The 12,519-nt window shown below is 68.5% G+C and carries 12 protein-coding genes; 5 read left to right on the forward strand and 7 right to left on the reverse strand.

The features are described from left to right. The 4 genes from AC1DOC_RS04215 to AC1DOC_RS04230 all read right to left on the reverse strand — a co-directional run. Window positions 1–542: ABC transporter permease (locus AC1DOC_RS04215; RefSeq protein WP_478129440.1), on the reverse strand; the 542-nt coding region annotated here is incomplete at its 3' end. A gap of 13 nt (window positions 543–555) precedes the next feature. Continuing rightward, window positions 556–1,689 carry an ABC transporter permease gene (locus AC1DOC_RS04220; protein ID WP_278880962.1) on the reverse strand — a complete coding sequence of 378 codons (1,134 nt, stop codon included), beginning with the start codon at window positions 1,687–1,689 and terminating at the stop codon, window positions 556–558. Next, window positions 1,686–3,467 carry an ATP-binding cassette domain-containing protein gene (locus AC1DOC_RS04225; RefSeq protein WP_478080721.1) on the reverse strand — a complete coding sequence of 594 codons (1,782 nt, stop codon included), beginning with the start codon at window positions 3,465–3,467 and terminating at the stop codon, window positions 1,686–1,688. The genes AC1DOC_RS04220 and AC1DOC_RS04225 overlap by 4 nt, the downstream gene beginning before the upstream one ends. 132 nt (window positions 3,468–3,599) lie before the next feature. After that, on the reverse strand, window positions 3,600–4,610 hold the full coding sequence (locus tag AC1DOC_RS04230) for an HlyD family secretion protein (protein ID WP_412510626.1): 1,011 nt from the start codon (window positions 4,608–4,610) through the stop codon (window positions 3,600–3,602). A 99-nt stretch (window positions 4,611–4,709) separates the two neighbouring features. On the opposite strand from AC1DOC_RS04230, the gene AC1DOC_RS04235 reads away from it, so the two are divergent. Continuing rightward, entirely contained in the window at window positions 4,710–5,417 is a 708-nt protein-coding gene (locus tag AC1DOC_RS04235) for a TetR/AcrR family transcriptional regulator (protein ID WP_412510627.1), read from the forward strand. Here the strand turns inward: AC1DOC_RS04235 and AC1DOC_RS04240 are convergent. From AC1DOC_RS04240 to AC1DOC_RS04250, 3 genes are read right to left on the reverse strand one after another with little or no spacing between them, the layout of a single operon-like run. After that, window positions 5,395–6,774: a phospholipase D-like domain-containing protein gene (locus tag AC1DOC_RS04240; RefSeq protein ID WP_018903044.1), complete on the reverse strand. Its 1,380-nt coding sequence runs from the start codon at window positions 6,772–6,774 to the stop codon at window positions 5,395–5,397. The genes AC1DOC_RS04235 and AC1DOC_RS04240 overlap by 23 nt on opposite strands. Window positions 6,775–6,808: 34 nt before the next feature. After that, entirely contained in the window at window positions 6,809–7,474 is a 666-nt protein-coding gene (locus AC1DOC_RS04245; RefSeq protein WP_012746886.1) for a glutathione S-transferase family protein, read from the reverse strand. A gap of 27 nt (window positions 7,475–7,501) precedes the next feature. After that, window positions 7,502–8,623: a 5-methyltetrahydropteroyltriglutamate--homocysteine S-methyltransferase gene (locus tag AC1DOC_RS04250; RefSeq protein WP_012746887.1), complete on the reverse strand. Its 1,122-nt coding sequence runs from the start codon at window positions 8,621–8,623 to the stop codon at window positions 7,502–7,504. A 164-nt stretch (window positions 8,624–8,787) separates the two neighbouring features. Between AC1DOC_RS04250 and AC1DOC_RS04255 the strand changes: the two genes are divergently transcribed. The 4 genes from AC1DOC_RS04255 to AC1DOC_RS04270 all read left to right on the forward strand — a co-directional run. After that, window positions 8,788–9,561 (forward strand): GntR family transcriptional regulator, encoded by a 774-nt coding sequence (locus AC1DOC_RS04255; RefSeq protein WP_012746888.1) that lies wholly within the window; start codon window positions 8,788–8,790, stop codon window positions 9,559–9,561. A gap of 175 nt (window positions 9,562–9,736) precedes the next feature. Continuing rightward, window positions 9,737–10,912, forward strand: coding sequence for an ABC transporter substrate-binding protein (locus tag AC1DOC_RS04260; RefSeq protein WP_478129441.1), 1,176 nt, complete (start codon window positions 9,737–9,739; stop codon window positions 10,910–10,912). Between the two features lie 350 nt (window positions 10,913–11,262). Continuing rightward, window positions 11,263–12,135, forward strand: a complete 873-nt coding sequence (locus tag AC1DOC_RS04265) for a branched-chain amino acid ABC transporter permease (protein ID WP_012746890.1) — start codon at window positions 11,263–11,265, stop codon at window positions 12,133–12,135. A gap of 1 nt (window position 12,136) precedes the next feature. Next, window positions 12,137–12,519, forward strand: a 383-nt coding sequence (locus tag AC1DOC_RS04270) for an ABC transporter permease subunit (RefSeq protein ID WP_478129442.1), incomplete at its 3' end; no start/stop codon positions are given.

A 12,519-nucleotide genomic window follows, 5' to 3' on the forward strand; every position in this document is an offset into this window, starting at 1 on the left:
GGCAGCAGGTTCCACCGCGTTTGGAGGTTCGGGTTGAACCAGGCGCGCGATTCGATGGTGAGCGGAGCCGGCGGCGCGCCGGCGCGCGTGCGCAGCTCGGCGTTGTAGCGCTCGACCACCGCGCCCACGTAGCCGGCCGCGGAGCCCGCGGTGTTGGAGTTGCGCGCATCGAGGATCAGCTGGATGGCCGCGGGCTGGCCCGCGCCGAGCTGCTGTTCGAAGTTGGGCGCGATCTGGATCACGAGCAGCGCCTTCTCGGTATCGATCACCTCGCGGATGTCGGCCTGCGTGCGCAGCGTGGCCACGCGATGGAAGACGCCGGTGCTGTCCAGGTGCGCAATGAGCTCGGTCGAGGCGCCCGTGCGGCTCTGGTCGAGCAGCGCATAGGGCACGTTCGAGAGATCGTAGGTGGCGGCGTAGCCGAAGATGAGGCTCTGCATGATGGCGGGAACGAACAGGATCACGCGRCTCGCCGGGTCCTTGAAGATGGCGAGCAGCTCCTTCTTGCAGAGGTTGGCAATGCGCAGCAGGAAGTCGATCATGGAATGCTCCCCTTCAGTCCAGGCTCTTGCGCGTGACCATGCGGGCCAGCAGCAGCAGGCCCACGGCATAGGCCACGAGGACCGCGCAGTTGCGCCAGATCAGCGGCCAGACGTCGCCCGCGAGGAACAGCGTCTTGATCAGGTCCATGAAGTAGGTGGCCGGCAGCAGGTGGCCGATCACGCGCACGGCGGTGGGCACGTTGCGCAGGTCGAACAGGAAGCCCGACAGCATCATCGAAGGCATGAAGGTGGCGATCAGCGCCACCTGGCTCGCGAGAAACTGGTTGCGCGTGACCGACGAGATCACCAGCCCCAGGCTCACCGCCACGATCAGGTAGAGCATCGAGCTGAGCACCACCGCGAACAGCGAGCCGACCATCGGCACCGCGAACAGGAAGCGCGCGGCCAGGAGGCACAGCGCCAGGCCCAGCATGCCGACCGCGAAATACGGAATGATCTTGGCCAGCAGTATTTCCACCGGCCGCACCGGCGTGACGAACAGCGCCTCGAGCGTGCCGCGCTCCCATTCGCGGGCCATCACCAGCGCAGTGAGAAAGGCGCCGATCAGCGTCATGATGAGCACGATGAGCCCGGGCACCAGGTACCAGGTGCTGGTGTTCGCGGCGTTGAACCACATGCGCTGCTCCACCGTCACGCGGCCCGCCGAAGGCGCGGCCGCACCGGCCGCGCCGCCGCGGTCGGCCTGGCGCAGGGCTGCTTGCGCCAGCGCGCCGCTCACATAGGCCTGGATGATGGTGGCGCGCCCGGCGTCGGCGCCATGCACGATGAGCTGCACGCGCGCATTGCCCGCGGCCAGCGCGCGCGAGAAGTCGGCGGGCACGCGCACRATGCCGTCGACCTTGCGCTCGCGCATCAGGGCCTCGGCGTCGTGCATCGAGCCCAGCAGCACGGGTGCGATGGTGGGCGAGAGCTGCAGGCCGGCAATGGCCTCGTGCGCCATCGGCGAGGAATCTTCGAGCACCACGGCCACCGGCGCGTTCTTCACGTCGAGCGACATGCCATAGCCGAAGATCAGGATCAGCACCATGGGCAGCAGGATGCCGATGGCCAGGTTGCTGCGGTCGCGCAGCAGCTGGCGAAATTCCTTGCGCGTGAGCGAGACGAGCCGGGTGCCGAAGCCGCTCATGGCTGTCTCCTTTCTTCCTGCCGCGCCTTCTCGACGATGCCGATGAAGGCCTGCTCCATGTCGATGCGCCTTCCGCCGTCTGCGCCGTCCTGCGCCTGCGCGCGCACCTCGCGCGGCGTGCCGATGGCCAGCACCTTGCCGGCGTCCTGGATCACGATGCGGTCGCAGTACTCGGCCTCTTCCATGAAGTGGGTCGTGATGACGACGGTGGTGCCGCCTTCGGCCAGCGCCGTGATGCGGCGCCAGAACTCGCGCCGCGCGAGCGGATCGGCGCCGCTGGTGGGCTCGTCGAGGAACAGGATCTCGGGCTCGTGCAGCAGGCCCGTGGCCATGGCCAGGCGCTGCCGGTAGCCGCCGGGCAGCTGCCCGCTGGGCGCGTCGAGTTCGCGCTCGAGGTCGAACTGCCGCAGCACCGTGTCCATGCGCCCCTGCAGCTTCTGCCCGCGCAGGCCGTAGGCGCCGCCAAAGAACGAGAGGTTCTCGCGCACCGTGAGATTGCCGTAGAGCGCGAACTTCTGCGACACATAGCCGATGCGCTGGCGGGCCTGCGCGCGCGCATGGCGCAGGTCGACGCCGGCCACGCGCAGCTGACCGCCGCTTGCGGGCAGGAGGCCGCAGAGCATGCGAAAGGTGGTGGTCTTGCCGGCGCCGTTGGGCCCCAGCAGGCCGAAGATCTCGCCGCGCCGCACCGAGAAGCTGGTGCTGGCCACGGCCACGAAGTCGCCGAAGCGGCGCACCAGGTCCTTCACCTCGATGACCACTTCGCCGGGTTCACCCTCGGCCGGCGCAAGGCCTTCGCTCGCCGCCGATGGGGCAATGTTCGTGTCGCTGGCCTGCCGCGTGCGCAGCAGTGTCATGAAGCCGTCCTCGAGCCGCGGCGGCACGGGTTCGGCGCGCGCGCCGGCCAGCAGCTTTTCGAGCGCCGCGTCGTCCGCGTCCGGGCGGCGGATGAAGTGCACTTCGCCGCCCTGCGGCACGGCATCGACGATCTGCTGCCGCGCATCGAGCAGGCGCGCCTGCATCAGGCGCGGCGCCTCGCCCTCGGGCGGCGCCGCGACGAAGCAGGTGCCCTCGGCATGGCCGCGGATCTCGTCCGGCGTGCCCTCTGCGATCAGCCGGCCCTCCTGCAGCACGAACACGTGGCTGCAGCGCTCGGCCTCGTCGAGGTAGGCGGTGCTCACGATCACCGAAAGCTTTTCCTCGCCGACCAGCTGCTGCACGATCTGCCAGAGCTCGCGCCGCGAGAGCGGATCGACGCCCACGGTGGGCTCGTCGAGCAGCAGCAGGTCGGGCGAGCGCACCAGCGTGCAGGCCAGGCCGAGCTTCTGCTTCATGCCGCCCGAGAGCTTGCCCGCGGGACGGCTGGTGAAGCGGCCGAGGTCGGTCATTTCCATCAGCCGCGCATAGCGCTCGCGGCGCTGGCCGGCGGAAACGCCGTGCAGGTCGGCGTAGAGGTCGAGGTTCTCCTGCACGCTGAGGTCGTCGTAGAGGCCGAAGCGCTGCGGCATGTAGCTGATGCGGTCCTGCACCGCCTGCGGATCGGCCGACACGTCGATGCCGAGCACGCGCAGTTCGCCCTCGTCGGCGCGCATCAGGCCCGCCATGAGCCGCAGCAGCGTGGTCTTGCCGGCGCCGTCGGGGCCGACCAGCGCCGTGAGCGTGCCGGTGGGAACTTCGAGCGACACGTCGTCGAGCGCGCGCACCACCTGCTTCGAGCCCTTGGCCACGAAGCGCTTGTGCAGGGAGCGTCCGCTGACGGCCGGCTCAGTGCGCAGCATTCAACCTCCCTCCGGGCATGCGGTCTTGCTCCTTCCCCTTCCGGGGGAAGGTTGGGATGGGGGCGCCCCCACCCCAGCCCTCCCCCGGAAGGGGAGGGAGGAATGCGCACGGACGGTCGATGAGATCGGTCATCACGGCTTGCCGGTCGACGACAGCTGCAGCCGCACCGTGGCCGGCATGCCGAGCCGCAGCCGGTCTTCCTTGTCGTCGACCATCACGCGGATCTCGTAGACCAGGCTGCTGCGCAGCTCCTCGGTCTGCACCGTCTTGGGCGTGAACTCGGCCACCGACGAGATGTAGCCCACCTTGCCCGCGATCGGCTGGCCGGGCTGGCTGTCGGTGGCCACGCTGGCCGGCTGGCCGGGCCGCACGCGGCCGAGGTCGGGCTCGGCCACATAGGCGCGCACCCACTTGGGATCGGTGATGGCCAGCGTGAAGGCCGGGCGCTGCGGCGAAGCCATGTCGCCGGGCTCGAGCAGGCGGGCGCGCACCACGGCGTCGATGGGCGACCTGAGCTCGGCTTCGGCCAGCTGGTGGTTCATGAGCGCGAGGTCGGCGCGCGCGGATTCGAGCTGGGCCTGCGCCTGCGCGATGTCTTCCTTGCGCGGGCCGGCCACCGCGAGCTGCTGCGCCTTGCGCACGTTGTCCAGCTGCGCGAGCGCCACCTTGCGGCGGGCCTGCGCGCTGTCGAGGTCCTGCTGGCTCACGGCGCGGCCGGCCGTGGTCTGCCCGATGGCCTGCAGGCGCGCCAGCTGCTGCTGCGCCAGGTCGGCATCGGCTTGCGCCGCGGCCACCTGGGCGCCGGCCTGCGCCAGTTCCTCGGGGCGGCTGCCGGTCTTCAGGCGCAGCAGCGCCTGCTCCTGCACGCCGATGCGCGCCTGCGCCTGCGCCACGCGCAGCACCAGCGAGCGGGTGTCGAGCCGGCCCAGCACCTGCCCGGCCCGCACGTGGTCGCCTTCGCGCACCGTGAGCTCCGCCACGCGCTCGTTGGCATTGAAGGCGAGCGAGACCTGGCGCACGTCGACGTTGCCGTACAGCACGAGGTGGTCGGAGGGCGCGGCCGAGCGGCTGAAGTACCACCAGCCGCCGGCCGCGGCGGCCAGTGCCACGGCGGCCGCGGCAATGAGGGGTTTCTTGTTCATGGGCGGGCTCCTGCCGGTTTCCGGGTCGGATAACGGCCGGATGTTATCAAATTGAAATTTGAATTTGAAGTATTTTTTCAGTTCGATTAACCTTGGCGCATGGCGACACGCTCTTCCACCACCCGCTCCCCCGCAGCGCGCGAGGGCGCGGCGCGCACCCAGCGCACCGACGGCAGCACCACGCGCCTGCACATCCTCGAAACCGCGGGCCAACTGTTCGCCGAGCGCGGCTTCGCCGAGAGCACCAGCAAGGAAATCTGCACGCGCGCCGGCACCAACATGGCGGCGGTCAACTACCACTTCGGCAGCCGGGACGGACTCTACGAGGCCGTGCTGATCGAGGCGCACCGCCAGCTCGTGAGCATGGACGAGCTGATCGCCCTGGCCAGCGAGGCCGGCGATCCGCGGCTCAAGTTGCGCGCCTTCCTCACGCACCTGGTCGAGATGGGCAGCCAGTCCAAGGCGCCCTGGGGCTTTCGCGTGGTGCTGCGCGAGGCGCTGTCGCCGTCTCCGGCGCTGCCCGCGCTGATCCGCCAGGCGGTGCTGCCCAAGGCCCGGCTGATCCGCGGCCTGATCGGCGGCATCATGGGCCTGCCCGAGGACCATCCCTCGGTGCAGCGTGGCCTGCTGTTCGCGGTGCTGCCCTGCATCGTGATGACGGTGGCACCCAAGGACCTGGCGAGCAAGGTGCTGCCGGCGCTGAAGGATGCGGAGGGCCTCGCGGATGACCTGATGCGCTACGTGTTCGCGGGCCTCGACGCCATCGCGAAGGAGGCGGCGCCCGTTAAAGCTGGAAGGCGACGGTGAGCAGCAGTCCCTCGGCCACGTCGCGCACCAGGCCCGGCCGCCGCGCGCGGTAGGGCTCGCCGGCGGAGGCGATGGTGTCGATCCACTCGGCCAGCCAATCGATCTCTCGCGGGCCGTAGAACACCACGGCCGCCTCGTGGTTGAGCAGCAGGCTGCGCAGGTCGAGGTTGATGGAGCCGCACATGGCCAGTTCGTCGTCGACCACCACGGCCTTGGCGTGGGCCATGAACGGCAGCATGCGAAAGCTCACGCCGGCACGCGCCAGGTCGCGCATGGCGCGTGCGCGCACGAAGTCCGCCAGGCGGTGGTTCGACCGCGCGGGCATGGCGATGGTCACCTGCACGCCGCGCCGCGCGGCCAGCCGCAGCGCATCGCGCAGCCCGTCGCCGGGCACGAAGTAGGGCGTGACGGCGAGCACGCGGTGCTCGGCGCGGAAGCAGGCATCGATCAGCAGTGCATGGGCGGTGTCCTCGGTCTGGTCGGGGCCGCTCGGCAGGAACTGCGCCATGGCGCTGCCCGCGCTTTCCGCCACGTCGTCGGCCGTGATGGCGCGCGCCTTGCGCCCGCGCACCGAACTCCAGTCGTGGTCGAACTGGCGCGCCGCCGCGGCGGCCACGCTGCCGCGCAGGTCGAACGAAAGGTCGCGCCAGGCGTCGGGTTGCGCGTCGTTGCCGGCGAAGTATTCGCTCGCGAGGTTGCGCCCGCCCGACCACAGCCAGCCGTCGTCGGCAATGGTGAACTTGCGGTGGTTGCGCAGGTTGCGCGGCCCGATGCGGCGCAGGCTGAAGAAAGGGCGGAACACGGCGATCTCGCCGCCCGCCGCGCGCAGCAGGCGCATGTGGCGCCGCGGCAGGGTCAGCGCGCCGAAGCCGTCGAGCAGCACGCGTACCTTGATGCCTTCGCGCGCGCGCAGCGCCAGCCGCTCGATCACGGCATGGCCCAGCGCGTCGTCGCCGATGATGAAGGTGCACACGTCGATGCGCTCGCGCGCGCCGTCGATCACCTGCCACAGCGCCTCGCGCGCGGCGTCGCCATCGGCATGCAGCCGGATCTCGCAGCGCCCGGGCGGCGCCAAGCCGAAGCTCTCGATGAGGTCGGCCGCCCAGTGCCCGCGCGCGGCCGTGCGCGGCGGCCGCGGCGAGCCCGCGGGTCGCAGCTTGCGCTGGCCGAACAGCAGGTACATCGGCAGGATGATGTAGGGCATCAGCACCAGCCCCATGACCCAGGCAATGGCCGTGGTGGGGGCGCGCTGCTCGCGGCGCGCGCGCGTGGTCAGCACATAGACCAGCAGCGCAAAGGTGACGACGAGAAAATGCTGGGACGGAGAGGGGAGCCAGTCGAATATGGAATTCGGCATGTGGCGATGATGCCCGAGGACGGGTCCGCGCCGCTCAGCGTTGAAGGAAGGCGGGCACGCCGCGACCCTCGGAGGCCAGGAAGCGCATCATCGGATCGACCGCCGCGCGCACTGCGGGCCGCTCGCCCACGCGGCCGCGCCAGGCCACGAGCCGCGGCGTGGCACCGGTCATGCCGGCGCCCTTGCGGTCGGCGAACACATGCGCCATGTAGAAGGCGATGTCGGCGAAGGAGTAGGGGCCAGCGAGGTATTCGCGCGTGGCCAGCAGGCCTTCCATTTCCTCGTAGTAGCGCGCGCAGGCGGCRCAGGCCGCCACGGCGGGCGCGCTCTGCATGTCGTGCTGCAGGCCGAAGAGCCGGATCACGTTGGGGAAGAACACCTCGTCCGACTTCTGCTCGAGCTGCCGCGCGCGGGCCCGCTCGGCAATGCCGCGGGGCCACAGCGCAGGACTCGGATACCGGTCTTCGAGGTACTCGAAGATCTGGGTCGAATCGAACAGCTCGACATCGCCGTCGATCAGGATCGGCACCTGCTGCTTCACGGGATTGACGCGCAGCACCTCGGGGTGCTTGGGCTCGTAGGTGTCGTCCTTGGTGAAGGGCACCATCACCAGTTCGAAATCGACGCCTTTTTCGAGCGCGGCGATCTGCACCTTGGCGCCGAACATGCTGAGGGGGGCGGAATAGATCTGGGTCTTCATGCCCCCGACTTCACCATGAAAGGCGCTTCAGGTCGAGCCCCAGACCTCCTGCGCGGTCTCGACCACGAGGCGCAGCTTGGCGCGCTGCGCTTCCACCGCGATGTTGTTGCCGTGCACCGTGCTCGAGAAGCCGCACTGCGGCGACAGCGCGAGCTGCTCGAGCGGCGCGTACTTGGCGGCATCCTCGATGCGGCGCTTGAGCTCGTCCTTGTCTTCCATCTCGCCGAACTTGGTGGTCACGAGGCCCAGCACCACCGTCTTGCCCTTGGGCAGGTAGCGCAGCGGCTTGAAGTCGCCCGAGCGCGCGTCGTCGTATTCCATGAAGTAGGCGTCGAGGTCCATTTCCTTCAGCAGCGCCTCGGCCACCGGCTCGTAGTTGCCGGCCGCGGCGTGGGTGCTCTTGAAGTTGCCGCGGCACAGGTGCATGGCCAGCAGCATGCCCGGCGGCTTCTGTGCCACCACCTTGTTGATGAAGGCGGCGTAGCGGTGCGGCAGCTCGTTGGGATCGTCGCCGCGCTTGCGGGCGGCTTCGCGCATGTGCTCGTCGCACAGGTAGGCCAGGTTGGTGTCGTCCATCTGCACGTAGGTGCAGCCTGCGGCCGCGAGCGAGCGCAGTTCGTCGCCGTAGGCCTTGGCGACGTCGTCGTAGAACACCGGGTCGAGCTCGGGGTAGGCCTCCTTGCTGATGCCGGCGCGGCCGCCGCGGAAGTGCAGCATCGTCGGCGAAGGAATCGTCACCTTGGGCGTGCGGCCGGCCGAGACCTGGCTCTTGAGGTACTGGAAGTCGGCGAGCTGGATGTCCTTGATGTGGCGCACCTTGTCGAGCACGCGCATCGCGGGCGGCGCGAGTTCCTCGGTGCCGTCGGGCTTGCGGATGGTGACTGGAATGTCGGTCTTCACGCCGCCGAGCTGGTCGAGGAAGTCGATGTGGAAGTAGGTGCGGCGGAATTCGCCGTCGGTGATGCTCTTGAGGCCAATGTCTTCCTGGAACCGGACGATCTCGGTGATGGCCTTGTCTTCGACCTTGCGCAGCTGCTCGGGCGTGATCTCGCCCTTGGCCTTTTGCTCGCGTGCTTCGAGCAGGTATTTGGGGCGCAGGAAACTGCCCACGTGGTCGTAGCGGGCGGGCAGGGCGGCGTGCTGGGACATGGTGATCTCCGTCGTGGCTGAAAAACGATGGACATCGTATCGCCTCAGGAACGGACATTGGTGTGTACAACGGGCTTGGTGTTTACCCGCAATACGGGGCTTCATCAGCGAAAGTCTCGTGAGATTTGTATACATTCAGTATTCATGAGAACACCCGCAACCGCATGAAAGCCGCAGCTGCATCACCCGTCGAACCCGCGGACGGCGGCGGCTCGCAGGCCGTGAAGGCACAGCTGCGGCTGCGCGAGATGATCCTGGCCGGCGAGCTGCCCGGCGGTGCGCGCATTGCCGAGGTGGCCATCTCCGAGCAGCTCGGCGTCTCGCGCACGCCGGTGCGCAGCGCCCTCATGCGGCTCGAACAGGAAGGCCTGCTCGAGGCGCTGCCCAACGGCGGCTATGCGGTGCGCACTTTTTCCGAACGCGACGTGGCCGATGCGATCGAGCTGCGCGGCACGCTCGAAGGCCTGGTGGCGCGGCTCGCGGCCGAACGCGGCGCGGCGCCGGTGGTGCTGCGCGAGGCGCGCGCCTGCCTGGCACGCATCGACGAACTGCTGCGCGAGCCCGCGCTCGACGACGCGGCCTTCTCGCGGTACGTCACGCACAACGAGAAGTTCCATTCGCTGCTGTGCGAGATGGCGGCCAGCCCGGTCATTGCGCAGCAGCTCGAGCGCGTGGTCAACCTGCCGTTCGCGTCGCCCTCGGGCTTTGTCATCGTGCAGGCCAATTCGCCCGCGGCGCGCGACATGCTCGTGATCGCGCAGGACCAGCACCTGCAGGTGCTCGATGCCATCGAGGCCGGCGAAGGCTCGCGCGCCGAGGCGCTGATGCGCGAGCACAGCCGCATCGCGCGGCGCAACCTGCGCGAGGCGCTGCATGGCGCGACCACCGCCGAACAGCGCCCGCTGCCCGGCGTGCAGCTGATCCGCCGCCGCGGCTGAGCAATGGATGCATGCACGCAGCCCGCTGTGCTGCGCGATCATCGCGCAGTTCATTTGTTCATCGCGCAACAAAGGCGCGCCCCGGCGGTGGAGTAGGTGATTGCCTGCTCCGCCGCATGTTGCAAAGTATTGAAAAATAGCTCCCCGTTCGCATCCGCCCCCCAAGGAAAACTTCATGCAAAGACGCCATCTCATCCAGACCGCAGGCCTCACGGCGCTTGCGCTTTCCATGTCGCTTGCCACTGCGCAGGACAGCAACAAGTTCAAGATCGGCCTGATCCTGCCGATGACGGGGCAGCAGGCCTCCACCGGCCGGCAGATCGAAGCGGCGGCCCGGCTGTACATGGCGCAGAACGGCGACACCGTGGCGGGCAAGAAGATCGAACTGATCGTCAAGGACGACGTGGCCACGCCCGACGTCACCAAGCRCCTCGCGCAGGAACTCATCGTCAACGACAAGGTGAACGTGATCGCGGGCTTCGGCGTCACGCCGGCCGCGCTGGCCGCCGCGCCGCTGGCCACGCAGTCGAAGACGCCGCAGGTGGTGATGGCCGCGGCCACGTCGAGCATCACCGAGGCCTCGCCCTACATCGTGCGTTCGAGCTTCACGCTGCCGCAGGTGTCGGTGGCCATGGGCGACTGGGCACCCAAGAACGGCGTGAAGACGGTGGTCACGCTGGTGGCCGACTACGGCCCGGGCAACGACGCCGAGAAGTTTTTTACCGAGCGCTTCCAGCTCAACGGCGGCAAGGTGATCGAGAAGCTGCGCGTGCCGCTGCGCAACCCCGACTTCGCGCCGTTCCTGCAGAAGGTGCGCGACGCCAAGCCCGATGCGCTGTTCGTCTTCGTGCCCTCGGGTGCCGGCGCGGCCGTGATGAAGCAGTTTCTCGAGCGCGGCATGGACAAGGCCGGCATCCGCATGATCGCCACCGGCGACGTGACCGACGACGACCAGCTCAACGACATGGGCGACGGCGCGCTGGGCGTGGTCACCTCGCACCACTATTCGGCCGCGCATCCGTCACCGGCCAACAAGAAGTTCGTCGAGGCCTTCCAGAAGGCCAACCCGAAGATGCGCCCCAACTTCATGGCCGTGGGCGGCTATGACGGCATGCGCGTGATCTACGAGGCGCTCAAGGCCACCAAGGGGCAGGGCGGCGGCGACGCGCTGCTGGCCGCCATGAAGGGCCAGATCTTCGAGAGCCCGCGCGGCCCGGTGTACATCGACGCGCAGACGCGCGACATCGTGCAGGACGTGTACTTGCGCAAGGTCGAGAAGAAGGGCGGCCAGCTCTATAACGTCGAGTTCGATGTGATCAAGGGTGTGAAGGATCCGGGCAAGGCGAAGTAATTTGGGGCCCAGGTGTTTTGTTTGGGGCGCTGCTGTCCAGGGCGGCGCTCCCGCCGACGGGGTACGCGGCGAAGCGAATGTCCCCCGSCCTKCGGSCTCCTCCTTKATTTCGCTGCGCAAGGCACCCCATCGRCGKGAGCGTKTTCAGAGCACTGGTTGATCAGCGGTGCACCCAGAGCGTGCCCWGTGCACAGGGCATCGGGTGCTCCCCGCAGCGAAATCAAGGAGGAGCCGAAGGCGGGGGACATTCGCGGAGGGGAGTACCCGGTGGCCTGTGCACGCACCCTGAAAAAACGAACAAGAACCGAAAAACAAGCGAGCCCGAGCAAACGCCGTAGCGGAACAATGACATGTTGACCATTCTTTTCGACGGCATCGCCTACGGCATGCTGCTCTTCGTGCTCGCCGTGGGGCTGGCCGTGACGCTCGGGCTGATGAACTTCATCAACCTGGCGCATGGCGCCTTTGCCATGGCGGGCGGGTACCTCACGGTGTTTGCGATGCAGAAGCTGGGCGTGCCGTTTCTGGCCTGCCTGCCGCTCGCTTTCATCGTGGTGGCACTGGCCGGGGCGCTGCTCGAGCGCACGCTCTACCGGCCGATGTACGGCAAGCCGCACCTCGACCAGGTGCTGTTTTCCATCGGCCTCGCGTTCATGGCGGTGGCGGCGGTCGACTACTTTGTCGGTTCGTCGCAGCAGAACATCCAGCTGCCCGAATGGCTGCGCGGGCGCACCGAAGTCGGCGACGGCGCGCTGCTGCTCGGCATGGGGCACTACCGGCTCTTCATCATTGCCGTGTGCGCCGTGCTCACGGTGGTGCTGCAGCTCATCCTGTCGAAGACGCGCTTCGGCAGCCGGCTGCGCGCCGCGGTCGACGATCCGCGCGTGGCCGCAGGGCTGGGCATCAACGTCAACATCGTGTTCCTGCTGACCTTTGCGGTCGGCTCCGGGCTCGCGGGGCTGGGCGGTGCATTGGGCGCCGAGATCCTCGGGCTCGATCCGACCTTTCCGCTCAAGTACATGATTTATTTCCTGATCGTGGTGTCGGTCGGCGGCACTTCGTCGATCACCGGGCCGCTCGCGGCCGCGCTGCTGCTCGGCATTGCCGACGTGGCGGGCAAGTACTTCATTCCGAAGATGGGCGCGTTCACCGTCTACCTGCTCATGATCCTGATCCTGATGTGGCGGCCGCAAGGCTTGTTCACGCGCAAGGGAGGCCGTTGAAATGAGCGCGCCTTCTTCTGCAACAACGACCTACGAATCGGCCCTGCTGCGCAAGGCGCGCTGGCGCCCGCTCGAATTCGTGGTGTGGGCCGTGGCCTTTGCGCTGCCGTTCCTCATGCCCTCGCATTCGCTGCTGGTCAACGAGATCGCCATCGTCGCGCTGTTCGCGATGTCGCTCGACCTGATCCTCGGCTACACCGGCATCGTGTCACTCGGGCATGCCGCCTTCTTCGGCTTCGGCGCCTACGCCGCGGCGCTGTTCGCCAAGCTCGTGATGCCCGACCCGACCGTGGGGCTGGTGGTGGCCGCCGCGCTCTCGGCCTTGCTTGGCCTGGTGGCCAGCGTCACGATCCTGCGCGGCAGCGACCTCACGCGGCTGATGGT

It is taken from the genome of Variovorax sp. 01T439_2 (assembly GCF_056398445.1).

Coding starts and splice junctions, on each gene's coding strand:
- AC1DOC_RS04250 (WP_012746887.1), bottom strand. CDS start 8,623: ATGTCCCAGCACGCCGCCCTGCCCGCCCGCTACGACCACGTGGGCAGT.
- AC1DOC_RS04230 (WP_412510626.1), bottom strand. CDS start 4,610: ATGAACAAGAAACCCCTCATTGCCGCGGCCGCCGTGGCACTGGCCGCC.
- AC1DOC_RS04235 (WP_412510627.1), top strand. CDS start 4,710: ATGGCGACACGCTCTTCCACCACCCGCTCCCCCGCAGCGCGCGAGGGC.
- AC1DOC_RS04225 (WP_478080721.1), bottom strand. CDS start 3,467: ATGCTGCGCACTGAGCCGGCCGTCAGCGGACGCTCCCTGCACAAGCGC.
- AC1DOC_RS04265 (WP_012746890.1), top strand. CDS start 11,263: ATGTTGACCATTCTTTTCGACGGCATCGCCTACGGCATGCTGCTCTTC.
- AC1DOC_RS04240 (WP_018903044.1), bottom strand. CDS start 6,774: ATGCCGAATTCCATATTCGACTGGCTCCCCTCTCCGTCCCAGCATTTT.
- AC1DOC_RS04255 (WP_012746888.1), top strand. CDS start 8,788: ATGAAAGCCGCAGCTGCATCACCCGTCGAACCCGCGGACGGCGGCGGC.